Here is a 22,884-nt window from a genome sequence, read left to right on the forward strand (position 1 = left end):
TCCGACGCGCCGCAGTCATCAGGCTTCTTTTGCGAGCCAGGCTTTGGCGAGATTGCCGCTTAAGCCCTCAGCACCAACGGCGTAGTCCTTGACCTTGACGTTTCCGACCACGGGCTGAACAGGAGATACGAGGTTGATGACCGGGAGATCCTTTGCAACGATGGCCTGGAATTCCTTGAAAAACGCCGCGCGCTTCTCGATATCAGGCTCCACAGATGCAGCTTCCAACAAGCGGTCTACCTCCGGGTTCTCGTAGTGGCTGGCATTGGAGAACGGCAGACCGATCTTGAAGTTCTTGCTCCAGTAAACACGCTGCACGCCGGCAGTCGGATCGAAGGTGTTCGAAAGCGACTCTACCGACAAGTCCCACGCCCGATCGGTATAGACCACCTTCACATAGGTTCCGAAATCGAACTTCTGGATTTCGGCTTCGATGCCGATCTTGGCGAGAGCCTGGGCTATGAAATCCGAATAGGTCTGAGGGTTGAATGGGTTCGTCGTCACACGCAACTTGAAACGCTTGCCGTTTTCCTTGCGTGGGAAACCCGCTTCCTCCAGGAGTTTCTCGGAAAGCGCGGTGTCGAACTTCGCAAAGCCGATATCGGGATTGTGAAATTTCGGCAAACCGGGACTGATCGGCGTTGGAGACGGAACAGCATATCCGTAAAGCACTACATCGATGAGCGCGGGAACATCGATCGCATGTGCGATTGCCTGCCGCACCTTGAGATTTTTCAATATCTCGTTTTCGAGATTGATGACGAGCTGGTTCTGTTGGCCCGCGTAAGCATAAATGCGGTCATCGACCTTTAGGTTTGGAACTGATTTCAGTCGCTCGAGGTCAGCAAGCGCTACAGGGTTTGGGCCAACATCGCCCTCTCCTGTCTCGAGCGCTGCGGCACGCGAACCTGCATCGTTGATCAGACGGATGATAACTCGTTCCAGATAGGGACGTGGCGCATCCCAGTAGTCTGCATTCCGTTCTAGCAGGATATGGCTGCCTGGCACCCACTCCTTCAACACGAACGGTCCACTGCCTATGATTTGGTCCGGCTTCGGATTATCTGTCGGCTTGAACGTTTCGAAGATGTGCTTCGGCACAATCGGCGATTCCGATGATGCGAGCGCTGTGATGAGCCCCGGTGCAGGCTTCGCAAGCTTGACACGCGCAACCAGCGGGTCTGATGAATCGACACTTTCTACCTGTGAAAAGGTTGCGCGGCCGCGGGGATGTGCTTCCTTTAGGCGCAGGATAGAGAACGCGACGTCTGCAGAGGTTAGCGGTTTTCCGTCATGGAATTTTGCCCCAGGCTGCAAATGAAAGACGTACTCCAGTCCGTCTGCAGAAACCGACCACTCCTTCGCAAGACTTGGCTTTGGAGAAAGGTCGTAGTCGTAGGTCAGAAGCCCATCGTAAATCTTCGAGCCAATAAATTGCGGACCGCCCGCACTGGTGTTGATCGCGACAAGCTGCGTCGGCTCGGGGAAATAAACAATCTTCAGCGTCCCGCCGGAAACTGGCTCTTCCGCTGCTGCAAAAGCACCGCCGGGAAGTGAGACGATAGCGCCGGCAGCAAGCGCAATCTTATGAAACTGCCGTCTGGAAAGGTTCATCTTTGTCTCCGAAAAAATGGGGCCGACCTTCAATGGAGGCGCGGAAATCCGTGGCGATCAGCCAGCAAATCGAGAATGCGTTTGGTGTCCCGCACGAAGCGTCTGTCTCCATACGCGGCGGCATCATCCGGGGGATTTTCGCCCAAGATCAGGAGTGGCAACGATTGATTGTCCTCCCCGACCTCGGCAATGACAGCAGCGCGCGGCCTTTGAAAATCAACACGCTGGATATCCAGCGAGGCAGCAATTTCAGGGAACGAAGCGAGCAATCCTTCAACCTGGTTGCAGTGCGGGCAGACAAACCGGTCACCTGGTTGTTTGGGATCTTCGAAACCGGGAGAAATCAGAAAAAGTGTATCTTTGGCCATGCCACCCATCATTGCTAACTGCGATGGAGTGAGAGTGCCGGGAGGTGAGGAGAGCGTCCAGAAACGTATTCTTGCCTCGAAAAGAAGAATAAATTTGCGAACCAATCAGCCGGAAACGGCTTTCTTCAGAAGAATTTTCCGATGCGAATTTATTTCGGTACCGCTCTCCATCAAGCAATGCGATTGCCAGAAATTCCAAAGGGACGCGAATGCCGAAAACCGCCGGCAACCGGACTGAGACATAAAAAAACCCGGCGAAAACGCCGGGTTGGTGGAAAAGAGGCCGAAGACCTCAGCCCTGGGGCTGTTTCCAGGCATTGGCCAGATCGCCGTAGGCGATATCGATGGTGGTCACAAGCGATTGCAGGCTGGCATTTCGCAAGATGACCGTCGGCAATGCGACAATGGAGAAGTTCGGCAAATCGTCACCGGTGATCGTTTGGATCTCCTTGAATTGCGCCGCGCGCTTTGTCTCGTCCACTTCAACGGCCGCCGCGCGGAAAAGGTCATCGACCTTGGGATTGTTATAGTGCGCTGCGTTGACGTAGGGAGCCGGGTTCTTGATCCCGTCCGACCAGTATAGGCGCTGGACCCCAGCCGTCGGGTCAAACAGGCGGCTGATCCCGTTTACATTTACGTCGAAGCCGCGCTCCGTATAGACCCGCTTGATGAATGTCGCGAGATCGCCTTCAAGGATCTCCACCTTCACTCCTATCTTGCCGAAAGACGAACGCAGGTAATCGGCCGTCTTGCGGAAGGCATCCGATGGCAGGAACGCAAGCCTTAATGTAAATCGCGTGCCATCAGCCCCCTTTGGGAATCCAGCCTGATCGAGCAGCGCATTCGATTTTGCAAGGTCGAAGGGATAGTTGAACGGTGCCTCATCATTATAGGCAGTGAACACCTTGGGGATGTTCGAGCCTGCCGGTTTTGCCGTACCAAAAAAGATTGCGTCATTGATGAAATCGCGATCGATCGCGTGTGCCAACGCGTGGCGCACCTCCTTCTTGGCCAGAACCGGATTTTCGAGATTGAATTCGAAGACCTCAGCATTGTTCAGATAGGCATCGGTATAAACTTCGACGGCGAGTTTGGGGTTTTGCCGCAACCGCTCCAGATCGCCGTATGACACATCCGCCGCGTAATCCGCTTCACCGGTTTCGACGGCAATCGTCGCAGATGCCGCGTCGGCAAAAAAGCGCGCGACAAACCCGTCGAGATACGGCAGTCCTGCGTCCCAATAGTTGGGATTACGCTTCAGCTTGACATAGCTACCACGTTTCCATTCCTCGAAGACGAAGGGACCGGTACCGATCGGGGCGTTGCCATTCGGGCTTTCGTTGAAGTTTTCCGACGGATATGCGTGCGCTGGCAGGATCGGCGTCTCACCGCCAGTCAGTGCTCTCAACAGATAAGGCGCGGGCTTTGACAATACGACCACCGCAATATGGGGATCAGGTGTTTCCACATCGGCAATATTGGCGAATGTGATGCGCCCGCGCGGGCCAACCTTCTTGAAGGCAAGCAAGGAGAACTTCACATCCGTGGAGGTGAAATCCTTCCCGTCATGCCATTTCACGCCTTTACGCAGACGGAATGTATGGCGCAGACCGTCGGCGGAGGTTTCCCAGCTTTCGGCCAGGACCGGATGCGGTTTGAACTCGCTGTCAAAGCGCACCAGACCTTCCAGGATCTTTGTAGAAATCGCTCTGGTGCGCGTATTGCTGTCGGAGAGCGGTACCAGCGTCGTTGGTTCACCAAGACCGGCAAAGGTCACAAGACCGCCCTTTGTCGGCTGCTTGGAGGCGGCAAACGAAACGGATGGGAGCAATGCGGCCCCACCAAATGCCGCCGTCAGAAGCAATGTCTTTCGTCTTGTCAAATCCATGATTGTTTCCTCTTTGTGTTTTATACCGGAACCGCCGTGAGGCGCTGCTCGATCAGACGCGCAAACAATGTGGCACCCACCGGCAAGATCGCGTCGTCGACAATGAAACCTGGGTTATGCGCAGGAACGTTGCCCGCATGACCAAGCGTGAAAAAGGCACCAGGAGCGTGCTTCAGGAAGTCTGCGAAATCCTCACTGCCCATAAAGCGACCGGGCTCGGTCGAGACGCGCGCGTCGCCCAAGACATCGCGTGCGACCTCCGCAACGATATCGACAGACGCGTCGTCGTTGGTGAGGACCGAGAAAATGTCTCTGATATCGACATCCGCTATCAGGCCGTGGGCGGCAGCAACATGTTCCGAAATCGTTGCGATCCGCTCGCGGATCGTCGCGCGAACTTGATCGGAAAACGCCCTCACCGTTCCGGCAATCGACGCCGTTTCTGGTATGACGTTGTAGGCTGAACCAGCCTCGATCCGTGTGATCGACAGGACTGCTGGATCAATCGGCGAAACGTTTCGGCTAACGATCGTTTGCAATGTCTGGATGAGTTCGCCGATTGCCGGTACCGGGTCATGGGAGACATCCGGATGTGCGGCATGTGCGCCTTTGCCCTTCAGCCTGATATCGAAGAAGTCAGCACCGGCGAGAATTGTGCCGGGAGAGACTTTGAGATGATTGGGCGCGGCATGAGAGGAGTTATGCAGTCCATAAATCTCATCGACGGGAAAGTCCTTGAACAACCCATCGGCGATCATGGCACGCGCACCACCAAGACCTTCTTCCGCAGGCTGAAAGATGAAAACGACCGTGCCGGCGAAATCGCGAGTTTCGGCCAGATAACGCGCAGCCCCCAAAAGGATCGTCGTGTGCGCATCGTGACCGCAGCCATGAAATTTGCCGGGGTAGATCGAGGCATAGGGCAAACCCGTATCCTCCGGCATCGGCAGGGCATCCATGTCGGCGCGCAGACCAACCGAGCGATTACCCGCATGTTTTCCACGCAAGATACCGACCACGCCTGTTTTGCCATATCCGCGATGCACCTCGATACCCCAGGACGCAAGTTTCTCGGCGACGATCCCGGAGGTTCGCACCTCTTCAAAGCCAATTTCCGGGTGCTGGTGCAGATCGTGACGGATCGACACCAGTTCGGGAATGTAGGTAACAATCCTGTCGATGACTTTCGGTGCTGGGGTGTTTGTGGGGTCTACGGCGATGTTCACGGCATATCCTTTGGCAATGGAATTCCCTGCCGCTACCGGAGGGTGGCGAGCGATCAGGGACGTTTGATGGTGAAACAGAGGTGGCGAAGGCGTCAGAGCCTTAAGCCGGCCTCTTTCATCAGTGGCAGGATCCGGTCGGCGAAATATTCGAGGTCTTCCCGGAAATCGTAGAAATTGAGCTGAACGCCGTCGATCCCCGCTTTCTTGAGGCCAATCAACTGTTCAACGACCTGTTCAGGCGAACCGATAATCTCGATATTGCCGCCGAGATTGCGTCCCTGCTTGTGGCGCGCATCGCCACGTCCCCGCCAGGCATGCGCATCGCTCTCATAATTGTTGGTAGCAAAAGCACGTGTACCCGGCTGTGGCTTTCCTGCCTCGATGGCGTCAGCATACGCAAAGGCTTCAGCTTCAGTATCACGGCTGACAATTATCGGATTGATGAGTGTCTTGACCTGACGGCCATGTGCTATTGCACGGTTTTTAACATTGGCGACATGGGCCGGGAGTGTTTCCAATGCACTATCGATGTGCGCGCCACCAGGCGATGTCACGAAAACCAGGTCGGAATGACGTGCGGCAAAGTCAATCCCGGCAGGCGAACCCGTCGCAGTTACCAGAGGTGGACGACCAAAGGACGGCTTTGGTGTGATCCAGCCGTTGTTGACCGCCCAGGGATTGAGCTTTCCTTCGTAGGAGTAGTTTTCGGTTTCACCCCACAATCGGTGCAGCACATCAAACAGTTCACCCGCCATGTCGTAACGTTTGTCGTGTTCGATCCTTTGCCAACCAAACATCTCATGCTCGATGGCCCGGTGCCCGGTGACGATATTAATGCCCCAACGGCCATTGGCGATGTGATCCAGTGTCGCCCCGTATTTGGCGAGATGGAGGGGATGCAAGGGGCCATAAAGGACGTGGATGGTCGAAATTAGCAGGATGCTTTTCGTAACCGCCGCCATAGCACCAAGCGCGATAAAACTGTCGAGGGAGGAATCACCGTCATAGCCGCCCTTCGGCAGCCATTGCGTGCGACTGAAGGCGATTTCGAAACCCAGCTCCTCAGCGCGTTTGACCAGCTCGACATTGTAATCGAATGTCCAGCTATTGCTCGTTGGCAGGCTGGAAAAGTTGATATCCTGCAAATTGAGAAAGAGCCCGAGCATCAACGGCTGTTGTGCAGCACGGCTTAACGGGCTTTCCTCAAAATCGAACGGTGCCTTCAATTCGAGTGTATCGCTGACCGGCGCTGTCAGTGCCATGATTTTTCTCCCTTCGGATTATGTGTAGGAATGTCAGCGCCTGCCAGGCGCGCGCTGAGGTAAGCGTCTACGGTTCGCGGTTCGCGGCCGGTGATCCGACGAACGTCATCGCTTAACGAGGACGCCAAACCTTCGGCGATCAGCACACAGAACTCACCAACCGCCTTTTGCTCAAAGGTGCCAGGGTGTGATGGCAGCGCGGTGTGAACTGTCTGCGACACGCCGATCGGGCGATGCAAGATACGCGCGGCAATCCGCCCGATTTCGAGTGCTGTCAGCGCTTTGCCACCCGTCAGGACAAAGGCACCGTTCAACGGTGTCTCTTTCGTCAATGCCGCAACGGAAACATCCGCGATATCATCCGCATCGATGTAGGAGACGGCGGCACCGGAGTAACGGTCAGGCAAATCCTCCCGGCTGAGAATTGCCGCGATTGTGGGCTCAAGTGCGACCTGCATCCACGCATTGGGTCTCAGGATCGTGTGTGCGACACCGCTTTCAGCCAGATGGGCTTCCACCAAGGCGTGAGCCGATCCGGAAACCGAGCGATCTGCATTTCGTATCGTCCAGTCCGAACCGGATACCTTGACGATACGCTCGATCCCGGCAGAAGCTGCCGCATCAACTGCCGCGTTTTGATGTGATGCCAGCGCTTCGCTGATCGGCGACAGCAGAAAGAGTGCATCGATATCAACCAATGCCTCTTTCAAGCTGGGTGGATCCGCAAAGTCACCTTGAGCGACCTCCACAGCATCGCCCCACAAGCGACGCGCCTCCTCTGGTCTGCGCGTCAGAATGCGCACCTCGGAATTCTTTTTCAGAAGGCGCTCGACGACGCGTTTTCCGAGTTTGCCTGTCGCTCCTGTGACGAGAATTCTCCGAGCCATGTCCGACCTCACAAATCGCGGGGCTGGTGTGCCGCCAAGGGGCGCGCATCAACCCAATCAAGAACATCGAAATCCGCAGGTATGAAGTGCCACTCCAACAGGAAGTCCTTGAAGTGCGCGATCGCTTCTACCTCTGCCGGATCGAGAGTGAGGCCAAGGTTTTGACTGACATTCGGACCATTGGCAGCGAGCACCGCATCCTCGCTTACGCCAATTTCACGCGCGATAAACCTGACGGCGTCGCCGGGATTTTCTTTCGCCCAGCCGGAAACCCGCTGCACCGTGGTAACCAGTTCCGTTACGAGGTCCGGTCGTTCATTTGCAAAAGTCGCATCGACCGTGAGTGGTCGCGGAGTGCCGTTGTTGATGCGAATTTTCGGGTCAGGGTGAAATCCCGTCGACACGACAACAAGAGCACCGATAAGGTTGGCGACAGTGATACCCTCCGCACCCTTGACGAAAAACGCATCGATGTCACCGCGATTCAGAGCTGCAATTTCCTCCCCATAGGGAAAACGCCTTTTCAGCCCAAGAAACCGCTCGTCATCTGGACCGAGCAAGACCGGTTCGTTTGCGACGAGGTCGACAAGCTCGACGTTGCTTGTTGTCAGCCCGGAGATCGTCAGTGCTGAGACAATGCCCTTTAACGATGTCGCGCGCTGAAAATCGATCGTCTCGTGCGGCCTTCTGGGAAGTCCAACACGCCGCCCCTTCAAATCCGCGCCATTGCGGATACCGCTCGCGGGCAATGCGATAACAGCCTGAAACTCGTCTGTTCTTGTCAGACCGATCAGGCGTGTCTGACGACCACCCGATCGCGCCCATATTGGTGGAATGCTACCCCCCTGCCGAAACGACCACTCCAGACTGTGATCAAAATGGCTTTGGCGGATGGAAGGGTCTGCCGCATCGCGTATTGAGGAGACATGGATGGCGTGGTGAGCGAAGTTTTCCGCGACCCAACCAAGTTGAACTGCGATCGACAACGGCGTCGGCGCAGGACAGCGTGTATACCAGATTGTTTCCGGTTGGAGAGTTTTGCGTAGTGCCGCCTCGACCATGTCATATCCTCAGTGATGACCATGCGCGATAGGCTATAGGCTTAAAAATATTTTCTATAGATAAAGTGTACTATTTAAATTGCCCACTGGAGAATTCGGTTCCGCATAGATGGCGCTTAGCATCGTAATCCCGATTCAGCTTCTCGTGTGGAGCATGTGACTGCGTGCAACTGGGACTGAAAGAGCGGCTGTATATTGTTTCCGCGATCATATTCAGTATACCATTGGTATGTTTATTCGCAGAGCAATCAAATTGCTGCAGACGCAAGTCCCGTCCGTTCCAGAAGGAGACCACCGTGCCATTGATTTCTACGGAGACGAAGGGTGTCTTCGTCATCGCTGTAACGCCCTTTCACGAAGACGGCGCTGTCGATCACGAAAGCATCGATCGCATGGTCGACTTTTATTACGAGAAAGGTGCCGATGGCCTGACAATCCTGGGCATGATGGGTGAAGCACCCAAGCTGACACAGGCCGAATCCATCGAAATAACCCGGCGCACCCTGAAACGTTCACCAGGCAAAGCGGTCGTTGTCGGCGTATCAGCTCCGGGTCTGGCTGCTATCGGTGAACTGACCAAGGCTGTTATGGATATGGGGGCAGCGGGCGTCATGGTAGCGCCGCCATCAAACCTGCGGACCGACGAACAGATCATTACCTATTACCGTAATGTCGTTGAAACCGTCGGGACTGAAGTCCCTCTTGTCCTGCAGGACTTTCCGCTATCGACAGGCGTTCAGATATCCTCAAAAACACTCGGCGTTATTTTTGAAAACCACCCCAGCATCGTCATGCTGAAACACGAAGACTGGCCGGGTCTGCAAAAAATAACAGATCTGCGTGAGGCCGAAGCCAGAGGGCGCCGCCGTATCTCGATACTCTGCGGCAACGCCGGCGTCTTCTTGCCGGAAGAAATGCAACGTGGCGCTGACGGTGCGATGACAGGTTTCGCCTACCCGGAGATGATGGTCGATGTCGTGCGGCTCAGCAACGAGGGCAATCATGACGCCGCACAGGATATGTTCGATGCCTATCTGCCGTTGATGCGCTACGAGCAACAACCGGGCATGGGACTGGCGATCCGCAAATATGTGCTCGCACAACGTGGTGCGATTGCTAATGCTGCACAACGTCGTCCTGGAGCGGCCCTCAGCCCACGCGCGGCTGACGAAGTTGACCGGTTGATTGACCGCCAGACCCGCAGACTTGCCAAGCTTGCCTGATTGGCACGAAAGAGGGATGCAGAGATAGGCGATGTCTCAACACCGCCTATCTCCCCCATCTCCATTTCATTGAGCAAATACGCCGTCGAAGTCCTTGAAACCCTTGACCTCGATCGGATTGCCGCTCGGATCAAAAAAGAACATCGTGCGCTGTTCGCCGGGTTCTCCTTCGAACCGCACGACAGGCGGTATGTCAAAGGCAATACCGGCATCTTCGAGGCGTTTTGCCAAAGCAAACCAGTCATCAAGGCGCAAAATGACACCGAGATGCGGCATCATCACCATATGGTCCCCAACCTTGCCGGTCCGGGTCACTTCGAATGGCTTTCCGAGATGAAGCGAAATTTGATGACCAAAGAAATCGAAATCAACCCAGGTGTCGGTGGAGCGGCCTTCCTCACAACCCAGCACATCGCCATAGAAGCGGCGAGAAGCATCAAGGTCGGTGACGTGATAGGCAAGATGGAACAATGAACGCATGGCTGTCTTCCTTTGGAGGGTAAAATCAATCCGGACCTGCCGGATTATCGGATGCTCATATCGCGCGGCAGGCTGGAAAGAGGCTCTATGCCAGTGTCTGTCACGATGACCGTTTCGGATGCGCCAACGGTCCAGACGCCGTAACTGCGCAATGTGGCTGGGAGGTGAAAGACCATTCCGGGTTCGATCGATCGCTCAACGCCAGAAAAAAGACTAAGCAGAGCGCCCTCGCCCCAATCAGGTGCAAACGCAATGCCCATGGAGTACCCGATGCGCTTGCGAAACGCCGCCTTGTAGCCGGCCTCATCGATGATCTTTTGCGCCGCCTCGTGTGGCGCGGAGCACGCGACGCCTGGACGCATGACAGACAATGCAGCATCCAGCGCTCTCAGGGCGCAATCCATCATCCGTCTCGCCTCGTCAGGCGGGTTGCCGATCCACGCACAGCGCATCAACGCGGCGTGATACCGTGCATGGCTCCCAGAAAGCTCGAGAAAGATGGGATCGCCATCTTCGAGCTTTCGCCGCCTCCATGTCATGTGTGGAAGTCCGCTGCGATAGCCGGAGGAAACCAGGGGCTCCATCGCCATCGTTTCGGAGCCTGCGAGTGTTGCTGCTTCCAGCATCGCTGCCGCAACGGCATTTTCATCCGATCCGAGGCTGCAACACGACAATCCGGCCATCAACCCCTTTTCCGCATATTTCGCGGCTGTCCGGATGGCCTGCAATTCGGCAGATGACTTGATGATGCGCAAGGGTGGCAAGACAGCCGACCCATCCTCGATTGCGGCAAATCCCGCTTTCTTTGCAATGTCTGCGGCAAACCGCGGTGAGACGAACCAACCATCCAGCTCCATCGCCAGACGACTTGCACCAAGGCCACGAAGCACGCGCGAAAGAACCTCTGCCGGATCCTCACCGTCCTGATAGCTAACGATATCGTCGAGCCAGGTGTTGGCGACGGCACCGGGCATTTCAAGTTGCCGGACGAGCAGCACCGGCGGCCCGCTTGTCGGCATGATGAAGGCTTGAAACGCAAAATATCCGGCAGTCTGACGACCCGTCAGCCAGTAGATATTCTCAGGGCTCGTGACAACAAGGGCGTCAAATCCGGCCTTGTCGATCGCAGCACGCGCCCGTTTCTGCCGCTCAGCAAACTCCGCCGCAGGAAATGCGGCCTCGCAGCCCTGAAAACCTTTATATTCATGCACTGTCGTCATCGATCCAGGATTGTCCTGCGCCATCTGCCTCATGGTCGGGAAAGCCAACCGAGAAAACGGTTCTTGGCACTGTCGAAATGCGCCTCCATGGCAGCGGCGGCCCGGGGGGCGTCACGCTCCTCGATTGCGTCGATCACGGCAATATGCTCCCGGGCCTGATCGGCAAAACGATCATGGGTTCGGGTAATGGTACAGCGCCGTGCAATGCTGCGCAGTTCGTTCAACATCCCGGGAAGAAGTGCGAGGCCCGCGGCATCTGCCACAGCCTCATGAAACCGGTCGTCATCCATCCAGAAATTGTCGAATGCAGTGTCCTTGCCGTCGGCATAATCCTGCATGACCACACGCGAGGTCTTCAAAGCGTCCGTGAACGGACGTTCTGCCGCACGCGCAGCGGCCGCTGCTTCCAGAAGCCGTCGGATCTGGATGATCTCGAGAAGCTGTTCCAGCGTGACAGGCCGAACCATCAAGGCGCCATTGGCCAATCTGGAGACAACTCCCTCTTTTTCAAGTCGGGAAATGGCTGCCCTGAGCGGCGTGCGGGAAATACCGGAATCACCTGCAAGCGTTCGCTCTGTCAAAAGGTCGCCCGCCTTGAACGTTCCTTGCAATATGCGCTGTTTGAGATCCTTGTAGGCCTGCTGAGCCAAGGTTTCCTTTTCACTCATGTCGCCCCCTTCAATGACCCGACCATGCACGGTGAAGAACCTGTACGGCCAATGCTAGATCGGCCGGGTTCATCGCCTCATCCGGATTGTGGCTGCCATTCCAGTTACGCAGGAACACCATAACGGAATCCCAGCCAGCCTGTGCGAAGGCCGCCGCATCGTGGCCACCACCGGACAACATTGTCCGCGGTGAGAGGTTCATTTTTGCTGCGGCACCGGAAATTTCCGCGGCAAGACCGCTGGACAGTTTCGTTGGCTGGCTGCGAGATTGCGGCCCCAAAATGAAACGCACACCCCTGGCCTTTTCAATGCGCGCGATCTCGTTGAGCAGGACAGTATCTACCCGGTCCAGAACCCTATCGTCGTCGCTTCGTATATCGACACAGAAATCCAGGCGACCCGGGACCTTGGCGAAGGCATGTTCACTGCTGGCCGCATCCACCCGGCCGAAGGTCACGGCGAGATCATCACCATCCTGCAAGACACGCTCCCACGCTGTGTCCATACCCACGACGAGATCGGCAAACGCAAACACCGCATCTGACCTCGCTTCGCGCGGCGCACCGCCCGAATGTGCCCAGGCGCCCTCAATCGTTGCCTTGCGATAACGCAAACCGCCACGCACGCCGTGGACGATGCCGAAGGCTTCGCCAGCATTATCGAGGACTGGACCCTGCTCGATATGCAGCTCAACAAACCGCGCCGGCGCAAGGCCAGGCCCCCGCAGGACAGCCTCAGGATCGCCTCCAAGCTCGGCCATGTGATCGGCGAGTGTGCGTCCAGTATCAGCCCGAAGCGCTTGCATTTCTGGTGCGGTCAGCCTGCCGAGTGCAGCACGCGAACCGACGTATGACACCGGAAACCAGACACTTTCTTCCGCCCGCGTTACCATCACCACTATATCGCTTGGCGGCACTTCACCGCTTTTGACGAATGCCGCGGCCAGTGCCACGGCGCCAGCCACGCCCGCCTGTCCGTCAAAAGCACCGCCCATAGGCACGGTGTCGAGGTGAGAGCCAATATAAAGCGGCGGGGCGGTTCGATCCTTGCCCGGCAGGCGCGCAAACAGGTTTAGGGCCGGATCACGCGTCACCTCGAGACCTAGCGCCTCGCATTCCACTGCAACAATCTGATGAGCCGCGCTTTCCAGTGCGCTGTAAGATGGACGGGTAAAGCCTGGTCCCGGTTCGGATATAGCATTGATGCGATCTATGAGCCGGTCGATCGTGTCCTTGATGAAAACCTCTGTCATGCCAGCAAACGCTCCGGTTCATTGAGTGCCGTCACCGGACGTTCGCCAGAAAGCGCAGTCAAAACATGCCTTGCCGAGCCGATGGCCACGCGCTTCAAGGCTTCCAGCGTGGTTCCCCCGAGATGCGGTGTGAAGATCACCCGTCCGCTGGCAGCAAGAGGACCAATCGGTGCATCGTGGGAATAAACATCCAGCCCCGCAGCTGAGATACGGCCGTCGGCGACGGCATCAGCCAACGCGCTCTCGTCGATCAGACCGGCACGCGCTGTGTTGATCAAAATGGCCCCTTTCTTGATCATGGAAAGGGCGTGTTGGCCAATCAATTCACGGGTCTCCTGCCTGAGGGGGGTGTGAAGCGACACCAGATCGCATTGGCGCAACCCATCCTCGAGTGTTGGCGCCCGCTCGAAACCGTCGATGTCGGCAACGCGTGGCGAATATACGAGAACGCGCATGTCCAGTGCCGCTTTCAGCATCTTGCCGAGGCCTGCACCTGTGGCGCCCCAACCAACGATAAGTGCCGTTTTTCCAGACAGCTCCGAAAAGGTCTCACGCTCGCGAAAACCGAAAAGGCCGGCACGCTCATCACGATCAGCTGCGGCTATACCACGGGCGGCCGCAAGCGCCAGCCCGAGTGCCAGTTCGGAAACAGAGCGAGCATTGGCGCCAGGTGTGTTGCAGACCAGGATTCCTCTTGCCGTCGCTGCCTCCTTATCGACCGCGTCGTGCCCGGCACCATGTACCACGATAACCCGCAGCCGATCGGCCGCCTGTATCGCTTCGGCCGACAAACCTCTGTCCCGCGTGATAACGGCATCGCACCCCTGGATGTAGTGCGACACCACGGCCATGTCAGGGCTCGGGCATATCACCGGTTCAACGCCTGCGGCTTTCAAAATCTCCAGACCGTCGGAGTGGACCGGTTGGACAATAAGACACTTCATCCCTCGTCTGTCCTTTCGGGAAATTGCTCCAGTTTAGCGAGAACGGCATCACGCGCATGTACGATGTGGTCTGCCATCATCCGGCCGGCCTCATCTCCACGGCCGTCACGCAATGCCGCAATCATGGCTAGATGCTCATCGCAGCTTTTCAGAAACCGGTCCGGAACCTGCGTGTGGTCAAACATGCAGGTGCGACGGCGCAAATCCTCGATCATAGCCGCCATTGTCTCGCTGCCCGTAGAAAAGGCGATCGTGCGGTGAAACTCGTCATCCACCTGACGCTGCTCATCATCCTCACCCGGGCCGTTCTGCTGCAGGTGCCTGACACGCGCCTCCAGACTATCAAGGATGGTTGGCGCGACCATCGTTGCGTGCCGCGCACAATAGGATTCAAGCACCTGTCGTAAAAAGAAGATTTCCTTGACTTCCTCAGAACTTAACTTGCGGACCCTCAGAAACCGGCCATCCTGTGAGACCAAACCTTCCGCCTCGATACGCTTGATCGCCTCGCGTACGGGTGTGCGGGACATTTCAAGCACTTCGCCCAGCTTGGCCTCCTGCAAAGCGTCGCCTGGCGTCAAAGCGCCTGACAGGATCATCTGGATGATTTTGCCATAGGCTTGCTTTGCAAGCGGTTGCGTCGTCATGACATGTCTCCTCGAACATTTTGCCGGTTCGGCTTTGTTACCAGATTCCCCAACACGTTGCGCAACGCAGCACGCTCGGAAATCAGCAACGCCTCCGCCTCATCTTGCGACACGTAGTTGAACCGCACGCTGCGGCCGCTTGTAACCTGCGCAAGCCTTGGGAGATCGACGGATGCAACCGTGCCTATCTTCGGATAACCACCTGTGGTCTGCCGCTCCGCCATCAACACGATCGGCCGGCCGGATGACGGAACCTGAATGGAACCGGCAGACGTCCCGTCGGAAACGATGTCATGGCCACGCTCGGCATGAATTTCCTGTCCATCCAGCATTTGTGCCATCCGGTCTCGCGCAGCAGAAACAATGAAGTCCGCCTGTGTGAAGGCCTTGCGTGTCTCTGCTGAGAAATAGTCGTCCTGTGGACCCGGGACGACCCTGATCGGGCGCACTGATCGTCTCCACATACCACTCAACGCCATTTCGTTTTTCGAATGGGCTTCGTGAAGAGACAGGCGATCTCCTGCCTGCAGCCGGCGGCCGTCCAAGCCACCAACACCGCTGCGCAAGTGTGTGGAGAGCGAGCCAAGCACGGATGGCAAGTCTATGCCACCCGCGAACGCCAGATACCCCCACACGCAGTCGCGCAAAGCACCGATATGCAATTGCTGCCCCGGCTCCATCCTGTAGCTTTCCCACGGGTGCAGGGCCGTCCCATCGAGATGAATGCTGACATCGCCGCCCGTTACCGAGAACAGTGCAGGTTGCGAGACGGAAAACATGCCGCCAACGCCGGCGAACTCCAGAGCGGCCGCATTGCCATGATTGCCGACGAGTGCATTGGCAATCCGGAAAGAAGGCGTATCCATTGGGCCGCAGCCGGAAACGCCAGCATGATGCAGCCCTTTCCGCCCAAGATCCTGAACGGTCGCCATCGGCCCGACCTGATGAACATCAAGCACATTCATGGCTGCAAACCCATGATGTTTTCACCTGCGGCGATAGCGCGATCGAGGTCAGCCCCCTCGCTCTCGCTGACAGGACGAAATCGAACACGGTCACCCGCTTTCAACAGGAAGGGATGAAGCCGTTGCGGGTCAAAAAGCTTGAGCGGGGTACGGCCGATGAAACGCCAGCCACTTGGCCCGGCAACCGAGTTGACGCTCGCCTGCTTGCCGCCGATACCAACGGCACCCGCCTCGATGCGTTGACGCGGCGTCGCAAGGCGCGGTGTGTGCAGGGCCTCCGGCAAGCCGCCGAGATAAGCAAATCCTGGAGCAAAACCAATCATGTAGACGCGGTACTCGGCAGAGCTGTGCATCTGGATAAGGGCATCGGGCGACAGGCCCTTCATTCCCGCCAACTCTTCGAGATCAAGACCGACGGTTCCGCCATAGACGACGGGAATTTCGAATTGACGGGACGGACGCGCATCCGCAATCAGCGAGGACAGACGCTGCAGCAATGCTCCAGAAAGCATCCGGCCCCGAACGATTTCAGGATCATACATTACCATCAGTGATCGGTAGGTCGGAACAAGCTCGTCAATTCCGTCGATGGGATTTTCGGCAAGATCATCAGCAAGAGCAATAACGCGCGCGCTTACGCTTTCATCGATCTCGTCGGACAATTCAACAGATATGGCGCTATCACCGCAAGCAAGAATGCGCGGAAACTTGTCAGCCTCTCGAATCCGTATTTCCTTACCGGTCATGCACGCTCGATTCACGATCTTAGTTTCATCAATGTATTTCAGTATACCACCAGTATGTCAACGCTGGCATTATGGTGAAGCGCTCGGCCCCTGAATCTGAAAGCACACGACAAGCTCGCTTGAGTTTTGAGTATACCACCTGTATGTCCGAATGGATACATCTGCGGCACGCTTCGCGAAACGCTCAACAATAAGGGGAACCGACCGATGGCAACAATCGATCTGAACTGCGACATGGGCGAAAGCTTCGGCGCCTGGACGATGGGCGAGGATGCAATCATGATGGAGCTGATCACCAGCGCCAACATTGCCTGCGGCTTCCATGCCGGAGATCCGGTCGTGATGCGCGACAGCATCCTGGCAGCCAAGGCACGCGGCGTTTCCATCGGCGCCCACCCGTCATTCATGGATCTTTACGGTTTCGGTCGACGCCGCATCTACGGCGAACGCCCCGCCGATGTGGAAGCGCAACTGATTTATCAGATCGCTGCAATGCAGGGCATGGCAACATCGCTTTCCTGGCCCATGACGCACGTCAAAACCCATGGTGCGCTGGGCAACATCGCCGCCATTGAACCCGAACTTGCCAAGGTCTGCGTGAGCGCCATCAAGGCTGTCGATCCGTCGCTAACCTTTATCACCCTACCTTACTCCGAAACCATGAAAGCAGCCGAGAAAGCCGGTCTGCGTGTCGCCTGCGAAGTCTACGCCGATCGTACCTATGACGATAATGGCATGCTGACCTCGCGACAGACCGAAGGCGCAGTCATTCACGATCCGGCGCAAAGCGTCGAGCAGGTCTTGTCGATGGTCTGCGACGGGATTATTCCAACGACGGGCGGCAAGAAACTGCCGGTGGAGGCTGCAACGATCTGCGTTCATGGCGACACCCGCGGCGCGGCGGAAACTGCGCGCGCACTCCGCACGACATTAACACGGCACGGGCTGGAATTTGCCCCCTTCGCCAAACCAAACATCTGAACCGGAGATCCGCATTGACACGTACAGTTTACCTGAATGGAGAATGGCTTCCCGAGGCCGAGGCAAAGGTTTCAATTTTTGACCGCGGCTTCCTTTTCGCCGACGCCATTTATGAGGTCACTGCCGTCATCGGCGGCAAGCTCATCGACTATGCCGGCCACTCCGCACGCCTGCAACGATCCCTCTCCGAACTTGGCCTGACCAACCCGCTTTCGGCAGATGATCTGCTTACGGTTCACAGGGAGATCGTGCGCCTCAACAATATCGATGAAGGCCTCATCTATCTTCAGATTTCGCGCGGCGTCGCTGATCGCGACTTTGCATTTCCGGTCGACGCCAAACCTACAATTACACTGTTTACTCAGGCCAAGCCTGTTCTGAACAATCCGCGCAGTGCGACAGGAATAAGCATCGCCACAGTGCCTGACAGACGATGGGAGCGACGCGACATCAAGACCGTTCAGTTGCTTTACCCGTCAATGGCGAAGATGGAGGCGCTTTCTCGCGGCGCAGACGATGCCTGGCTTGTCGAAGACGGCTACGTAACCGAAGGCAGTGCTGCAAATGCGCATATCATCAAGAAGGACGGCACACTTGTCACCCGGGAGCTCTCCACTGCTCTTCTGCATGGCATCACCCGCGCCAGTATTCTAGACCTCGCCGTACAGGCAGGAATTCCGGTTGAAGAGCGTACCTTTACGGTGGAAGAAGCGAAGGAGGCGGCGGAAGCCTTTGTGACATCGGCAACCAATTTTGCCACCTCCGTCGTCAAAATCGACGACACAACGATTGCGGACGGGAAACCCGGCCCGATCGCTGCCAAATTGCGCGATCTCTACATTGGAAGCAGACTTGCCTCTGCAATCTGAGCGTTTGCCAGACAATCATCTTGAGGGTCGGCGCGACAGCGCCGCCCTCGCTATCGCCTGTACGTGACCCCCTCCATAAACGCAGGCGCCTCACTCTTTGGAGAAAATTATCTTGATTAAATACCAACCAGTCTGTATTTAATTTCTTCAGAGGAGATTGAGGATGGCACGCAGGCAAAATCCATCGACGAGACCAAGTCTGCTGGAGGCAGCCTTTTCCGTTATCCGAACCAAAGGCTATACCGCGACAACGGTTGATGACGTCTGCGCAAAAGCCGACTTGTCAAAGGGTGCGTTCTTCCATCATTTCTCCAGCAAGGAAGAAATGGCGGTTGCCGCGGCGGACCACTGGTCAGAAGTCACGGGAGCAGTATTTGAAGCAGCACCCTATCACAGGGCCGCCGACCCACTTGATCGCCTGCTGGCCTATATCGAGTTCCGAAAGCATCTGATCGCAGGAGAACTCCCTGATTTCACCTGCTTTGTCGGCACGATGGCGCAAGAAGTCTACGAAACGAGCATGCCGATCCGGCAAGCCTGCTGGAATAGCATTTCGGGTCATGCCGACACACTCATTACCGACATCAAGGCTGCCATGGCTGAACATCGGGAGATCGGTTCATTTACGGCAGAAAGCCTCGCCCTGCACATCCAGGCCGCCATCCAGGGCTCATTCATTCTCGCCAAGGCAAGTGGCGACCCGAAGCAAGCCGTCGAAAGCCTTGGCCATCTCTACCGGTATATCGAGCTATTGTTTGGCCGGCCGAGGGCCGGCCAAAAAAATTGACTGACCTTGAAACCAATGGGAGGAAATCATGCCTAGCACTATCCGTCTACATCGCGTCTTTTCGACCAAACCCGAAAAGCTCTATCGTGCATTTATTGAACCGGACGCCATCGCCAGTTGGCTGCCACCGTTCGGCTTTACGTGCACGGTTCACGAACTGGATGCAAAGGTGGGAGGCAAGCACCGGATGTCATTCAGGAACTTCACCACGGGCGAAAGTCACTCATTCGGCGGCACCTATCTCGAACTCGTGCCAGGTGAACGCCTTGTCTACACCGACAGTTTTGAAGATCAGAACCTGCCAGGCGAGATGAAAGTAACGATCAGCCTGAAGGCCGCTCCGTCGGGGACTGAGGTCAACATCGAGCAACAAGGCGTGCCTGACATCATACCTGCTGATGCATGCTACCTCGGTTGGCAGGAATCGTTGCGAAAACTCGCCAAACTCGTCGAACCGGACATTACGCAGTAATCCAACCATGACTATTCACTGGCCGCCTCTTGAAAAATTACAGGCGGCCAGCGCTGCATTTGCGCCTGCTTGAGCGTGTTTGCAAAGACAGGTGCCAGCCAATAGCGCCCATGCTCCCCTATCCGAGAAAAGCCTCTTAAGTCCCTGTTTTTCCGTTTTCTTCTTTGTTTTAGACAGGGTGTTTGCGCAAGCGACTGACGCGTGACGCCACGCCTCCATGTGGCTTCAAGCTTTCTCGCAGAACAAATATTCATCACCTTATTGCGTCGCACAAAAAACGACCATATAGTCCTGACGCTCGGAACACGGCTGGTGTACCGAAACAAATCGACGCCAGATCGGTCCTGCTACAAGCGAGCCAGAAACAATAATGAAGGGGTTCATGACGATGAAAAATGCAATTCTTGCCGGGTTGGCTCTGACGCTTGCCAGCTTTGCAACCTCTGCTTTTGCCGAGACAGCCTGGGACATGTCAGTCGTATGGCCGGAGGGTAATTTTCACACCAAGAATGCGATGAAATTTGCCGAAACGGTCAAGACCGTAACTGGTGGAGAGGTGGTCATCACCGTTCACTCCGGCGGCGCGCTCGGTATCAAGGGGCCTGAAGGCATGACCGCCGTACGCGACGGCATTGTGCCGATAGCAGACATCCTCATGAGCCAGCAGGTGGGCGAGGCACCCGTGCTCGGCGTCGAGACGCTGCCTTACCTGGCGCCGACAATGCCCGACCTTGCCCTGTTGCACAAATTCTTCCGCCCCAAGATCGAGGAAGTCGCCACCTCGATGAACCAGAAGCTTCTCTACATGGTTCCGTGGCCAGGACAGGCTGTTTACTCGCCCAAACCCATCGAAAAGATTGAAGACGTCAACGGGCTGAAAATCCGCGTCGTTGATTCCAACGGCCACAACTTCTTTCATGCGCTGGGAGCCCTCCCCGTCCAGATGCCATGGGGCGAAGTCGTACCATCGCTTGCCGCGGGTACCATTAACGGTGTCACCACCTCATCATCTTCGGGTGTCGATGGCGCCTTCTGGGAGTTCATGAAAGACATGAGCACCTTCAACTGGCAGGCATCGTCCAACATCGTCACCGTCAATCTCGACGCCTGGAATGCATTGTCTCCAGAACATCAGGCAGCCATTGAACTCGCCTCCAAGCAGCTTGAAGGCGAATTCTGGCTTGTGAGCCGTGCCGAAGACGAAACCAAGCTCGCTACACTGAAAGAAAAGGGCATTACCGTCACCTCGCCATCGCCGGAGCTCAAGGCAGCGCTGATCGAACGAGCCAAACCACTATGGGACGACTTCCTCAAGCGCGTGCCGGATGCCGCACCTTACGTTGAAGCCTACCTGAAGGCACGGAACTAAGTTTCTCCTCGTCGGACATGAAGGGGTAGCCGGTCCGCCGGCTGCTCGCCCCATTCTGCGCATTCTGGAGAAGCATCATGCACAGACCACCCAATCCTGCATTCAATGCCATCATTGACCCGATCGATCGCCTGACCGAGGTTGGCAACACACTCGCCGCCATCTCGCTGCTTGGTATCTTCACTCTCATCGCCTGCGAGATATTTCTCAGGAACGGTGTTGGCTATTCACTACCCTTCGCCTGGGATGTTGCAGCCTACCTGATGGCGGCCAGCTTCCTTCTTGCTGGTGCAAGCGCTCTGAAATCCGGCTCCCACGTCCGCGTCACAGCAATCGGCGAGATGCTGTCTTCGTCCGGTGCGCGCTGGCTGGACGTCGTTGCCTGCCTCATCGGTCTCGCAATCTGCGTTGCTCTATCCATCGCGCTCACCGACATGGCTTTCCTGTCCTTTCAGCGCGGCTCGACCTCCTCGTCCGTCATTCGTATTCCGCTTGTTTATCCGCAGGTCGCCCTGGCAGCCGGCGCGATCATCCTGAATTTGCAAATGCTGGCCCAATTGTTGCGGCTTCTGCGCGGTGAGACCCTTTCAACCGGCCCAGGACTGGAATGAACCATGGGAAAAATTACCTTCAGCCTGCTCGGCCTGATGACACTCATTCTGGGAACCGGCGTCTGGATCGGACTTGGCCTTGTCGGTACGGGGGCTGCCCTTGCAGCACTTTTTCGCCCAACCCTGCCTTTGTTCAAGCTTCTCGCCCAACAGGCGTGGAACACACTTGTTTCGCCGGAAATGTTGGCATTACCACTGTTCATATTCATGGCGGAAATTCTGTTCCGGACGAAGATCTCCGAAGCGCTATTTTCCGGTCTTGCCCCTTGGCTACGCCATGTACCCGGACGCCTCGCCCATATCACGGTGCTTGGCTGCACACTTTTCGCATCTGTCTGCGGTTCCTCTGCCGCCACGACGGCAACGGTCGGGCGCATCACCGCCAAGGAGTTGATCTCACGCGGTTATAACCGCGATCTTATCACCGGTAGCCTCGCGGGAGCCGGAACCCTTGGTTTTCTCATTCCGCCATCAACGATCATGATCATCTATGGGGTCATGGCCGAGGAATCGATCCTCAAACTCTTTATGGCGGGAATCCTGCCGGGGTTCCTGATGGCCGCGTCCTATATGGGCTATATCGGCATCAGGGCACTCATGAACCCAGCACTTGTCGGTGAAGCTTTACCTCCAACGACGTTTTTACAGAAGCTCGCCGCTCTCAAAGATCTCGGACCATTGCTGCTGCTCATTATCGGTGTCGTCGGCTCCATGTATGGCGGTATCGCCTCGCCAACCGAAGCTGCAGCTGTCGGTGTGGGTGGAGCAATCATCATCGGTGCTCTGCAGAAGACGTTGACGTTCAAGAACCTGATGCAAGCTGCAAAGCAGGCTGCTGACTCCTGCGCCATGATCGGCCTCATCATGGTGGGAGCAATGTTCCTCTCGACCGTTATCGGTTACCTCGGCATGCCACGTTATATTGCGGGTACGATTGAAAGCTGGGGGCTGTCGCCTTTCATGCTCATCCTCGTCCTGCTGATCTTCTACATCATCCTCGGAACGGTCATGGAAGGTCTCGGCTGCATTGTCATGACACTGCCGATCACCCTGCCTCTTGTCATGGCCGCAGGCTACAGCAAAGTCTGGTTCGGTATCTTCATCGTTATCGTCGTAGAAATGGCACAGATTTCTCCGCCTGTCGGGTTCAATCTGACCGTCATACAACGCCTCACTGGAGACAGCATGGCACGCATCACCCGCGCCACCATGCCGTTCTTTTTCATCATGTGCGCATTCGTACTGCTGATCGCGCTTTTCCCGGAGATCGTCTCAATCGTTCCGGACATGATGGCGAAGAACTGAGGCAAAGCAAAACACCGGCCAGTGGATGAAACTGGCCGG

23 protein-coding genes are annotated in these 22,884 nt (G+C 56.5%); 8 read left to right on the forward strand and 15 right to left on the reverse strand.

All coding sequences use genetic code 11. The features are described 5' to 3' along the window. Positions 1 to 18 precede the first annotated feature (18 nt). The 7 genes from FY156_18635 to FY156_18665 form a co-directional block, all read right to left on the reverse strand. Positions 19 to 1,614 (reverse strand): ABC transporter substrate-binding protein, encoded by a 1,596-nt coding sequence (locus FY156_18635; GenBank protein UXS03575.1) that lies wholly within the window; start codon positions 1,612 to 1,614, stop codon positions 19 to 21. 29 nt (positions 1,615 to 1,643) lie between these two features. Next, complete coding sequence (locus tag FY156_18640) at positions 1,644 to 1,994, reverse strand: DUF3088 domain-containing protein (protein ID UXS03576.1); 351 nt, start codon at positions 1,992 to 1,994, stop codon at positions 1,644 to 1,646. Positions 1,995 to 2,274: 280 nt separating this feature from the next. Then, the gene (locus FY156_18645) at positions 2,275 to 3,870 is read right to left on the reverse strand and encodes an ABC transporter substrate-binding protein (protein ID UXS03577.1); all 1,596 of its coding nucleotides are present in this window, start codon (positions 3,868 to 3,870) and stop codon (positions 2,275 to 2,277) included. A 20-nt stretch (positions 3,871 to 3,890) separates the two neighbouring features. Beyond that, positions 3,891 to 5,096: an amidohydrolase gene (locus tag FY156_18650; protein ID UXS03578.1), complete on the reverse strand. Its 1,206-nt coding sequence runs from the start codon at positions 5,094 to 5,096 to the stop codon at positions 3,891 to 3,893. Positions 5,097 to 5,188: 92 nt separating this feature from the next. Continuing rightward, complete coding sequence (locus FY156_18655) at positions 5,189 to 6,358, reverse strand: LLM class flavin-dependent oxidoreductase (GenBank protein ID UXS03579.1); 1,170 nt, start codon at positions 6,356 to 6,358, stop codon at positions 5,189 to 5,191. Then, on the reverse strand, positions 6,349 to 7,245 hold the full coding sequence (locus FY156_18660; protein ID UXS03580.1) for an NAD(P)H-binding protein: 897 nt from the start codon (positions 7,243 to 7,245) through the stop codon (positions 6,349 to 6,351). Before FY156_18660 ends, FY156_18655 begins: the two co-directional genes overlap by 10 nt. An 8-nt stretch (positions 7,246 to 7,253) precedes the next feature. Next, positions 7,254 to 8,306, reverse strand: coding sequence for an ABC transporter substrate-binding protein (locus tag FY156_18665; protein ID UXS03581.1), 1,053 nt, complete (start codon positions 8,304 to 8,306; stop codon positions 7,254 to 7,256). Between the two features lie 296 nt (positions 8,307 to 8,602). Here FY156_18665 and FY156_18670 point away from each other — a divergent pair, with 296 nt between their 5' ends. Then, the gene (locus tag FY156_18670) at positions 8,603 to 9,529 is read left to right on the forward strand and encodes a dihydrodipicolinate synthase family protein (protein UXS03582.1); all 927 of its coding nucleotides are present in this window, start codon (positions 8,603 to 8,605) and stop codon (positions 9,527 to 9,529) included. A 66-nt stretch (positions 9,530 to 9,595) separates the two neighbouring features. Here the strand turns inward: FY156_18670 and FY156_18675 are convergent, their stop codons facing one another. Genes FY156_18675 through pxpB form a run of 8 tightly spaced genes read right to left on the reverse strand, consistent with a single transcriptional unit; the run spans position 9,596 to position 16,451 of the window. Next, positions 9,596 to 10,009: a dioxygenase gene (locus tag FY156_18675; GenBank protein ID UXS03583.1), complete on the reverse strand. Its 414-nt coding sequence runs from the start codon at positions 10,007 to 10,009 to the stop codon at positions 9,596 to 9,598. A gap of 44 nt (positions 10,010 to 10,053) precedes the next feature. Then, positions 10,054 to 11,229: an aminopeptidase P family protein gene (locus tag FY156_18680; protein ID UXS03584.1), complete on the reverse strand. Its 1,176-nt coding sequence runs from the start codon at positions 11,227 to 11,229 to the stop codon at positions 10,054 to 10,056. A 29-nt stretch (positions 11,230 to 11,258) separates the two neighbouring features. Then, positions 11,259 to 11,897: a GntR family transcriptional regulator gene (locus FY156_18685; GenBank protein ID UXS03585.1), complete on the reverse strand. Its 639-nt coding sequence runs from the start codon at positions 11,895 to 11,897 to the stop codon at positions 11,259 to 11,261. Positions 11,898 to 11,907: 10 nt separating this feature from the next. Next, positions 11,908 to 13,149, reverse strand: coding sequence for a hydantoinase/carbamoylase family amidase (locus FY156_18690; GenBank protein UXS03586.1), 1,242 nt, complete (start codon positions 13,147 to 13,149; stop codon positions 11,908 to 11,910). Continuing rightward, complete coding sequence (locus FY156_18695; GenBank protein ID UXS03587.1) at positions 13,146 to 14,093, reverse strand: 3-phosphoglycerate dehydrogenase; 948 nt, start codon at positions 14,091 to 14,093, stop codon at positions 13,146 to 13,148. The genes FY156_18690 and FY156_18695 overlap by 4 nt, the downstream gene beginning before the upstream one ends. Further along, on the reverse strand, positions 14,090 to 14,740 hold the full coding sequence (locus FY156_18700; GenBank protein UXS03588.1) for a GntR family transcriptional regulator: 651 nt from the start codon (positions 14,738 to 14,740) through the stop codon (positions 14,090 to 14,092). Before FY156_18700 ends, FY156_18695 begins: the two co-directional genes overlap by 4 nt. Next, complete coding sequence (locus FY156_18705; protein UXS03589.1) at positions 14,737 to 15,705, reverse strand: biotin-dependent carboxyltransferase family protein; 969 nt, start codon at positions 15,703 to 15,705, stop codon at positions 14,737 to 14,739. Before FY156_18705 ends, FY156_18700 begins: the two co-directional genes overlap by 4 nt. Continuing rightward, a complete protein-coding gene (gene pxpB, locus FY156_18710; protein UXS03590.1) occupies positions 15,702 to 16,451 on the reverse strand; it encodes a 5-oxoprolinase subunit PxpB in 750 nt (249 codons plus the stop codon). The genes FY156_18705 and pxpB overlap by 4 nt, the downstream gene beginning before the upstream one ends. Positions 16,452 to 16,658: 207 nt before the next feature. On the opposite strand from pxpB, the gene FY156_18715 reads away from it, so the two are divergent. From FY156_18715 to FY156_18745, 7 genes are all read left to right on the forward strand, one after another. Beyond that, positions 16,659 to 17,432: a LamB/YcsF family protein gene (locus tag FY156_18715; GenBank protein ID UXS03591.1), complete on the forward strand. Its 774-nt coding sequence runs from the start codon at positions 16,659 to 16,661 to the stop codon at positions 17,430 to 17,432. Between the two features lie 14 nt (positions 17,433 to 17,446). Then, on the forward strand, positions 17,447 to 18,301 hold the full coding sequence (locus tag FY156_18720) for a D-amino-acid transaminase (GenBank protein ID UXS03592.1): 855 nt from the start codon (positions 17,447 to 17,449) through the stop codon (positions 18,299 to 18,301). 163 nt (positions 18,302 to 18,464) lie between these two features. Further along, entirely contained in the window at positions 18,465 to 19,088 is a 624-nt protein-coding gene (locus FY156_18725; protein ID UXS03593.1) for a TetR/AcrR family transcriptional regulator, read from the forward strand. 28 nt (positions 19,089 to 19,116) lie between these two features. After that, complete coding sequence (locus FY156_18730) at positions 19,117 to 19,560, forward strand: SRPBCC family protein (protein ID UXS03594.1); 444 nt, start codon at positions 19,117 to 19,119, stop codon at positions 19,558 to 19,560. Between the two features lie 388 nt (positions 19,561 to 19,948). Then, a complete protein-coding gene (locus FY156_18735; protein UXS05144.1) occupies positions 19,949 to 20,929 on the forward strand; it encodes a TRAP transporter substrate-binding protein in 981 nt (326 codons plus the stop codon). A gap of 77 nt (positions 20,930 to 21,006) precedes the next feature. Then, entirely contained in the window at positions 21,007 to 21,540 is a 534-nt protein-coding gene (locus tag FY156_18740; protein UXS03595.1) for a TRAP transporter small permease, read from the forward strand. Between the two features lie 3 nt (positions 21,541 to 21,543). After that, entirely contained in the window at positions 21,544 to 22,845 is a 1,302-nt protein-coding gene (locus tag FY156_18745) for a TRAP transporter large permease subunit (GenBank protein UXS03596.1), read from the forward strand. Positions 22,846 to 22,884 lie beyond the last annotated feature (39 nt).

The sequence above is a fragment of the Agrobacterium tumefaciens genome, from assembly GCA_025559845.1.
Lineage (GTDB): Bacteria > Pseudomonadota > Alphaproteobacteria > Rhizobiales > Rhizobiaceae > Agrobacterium.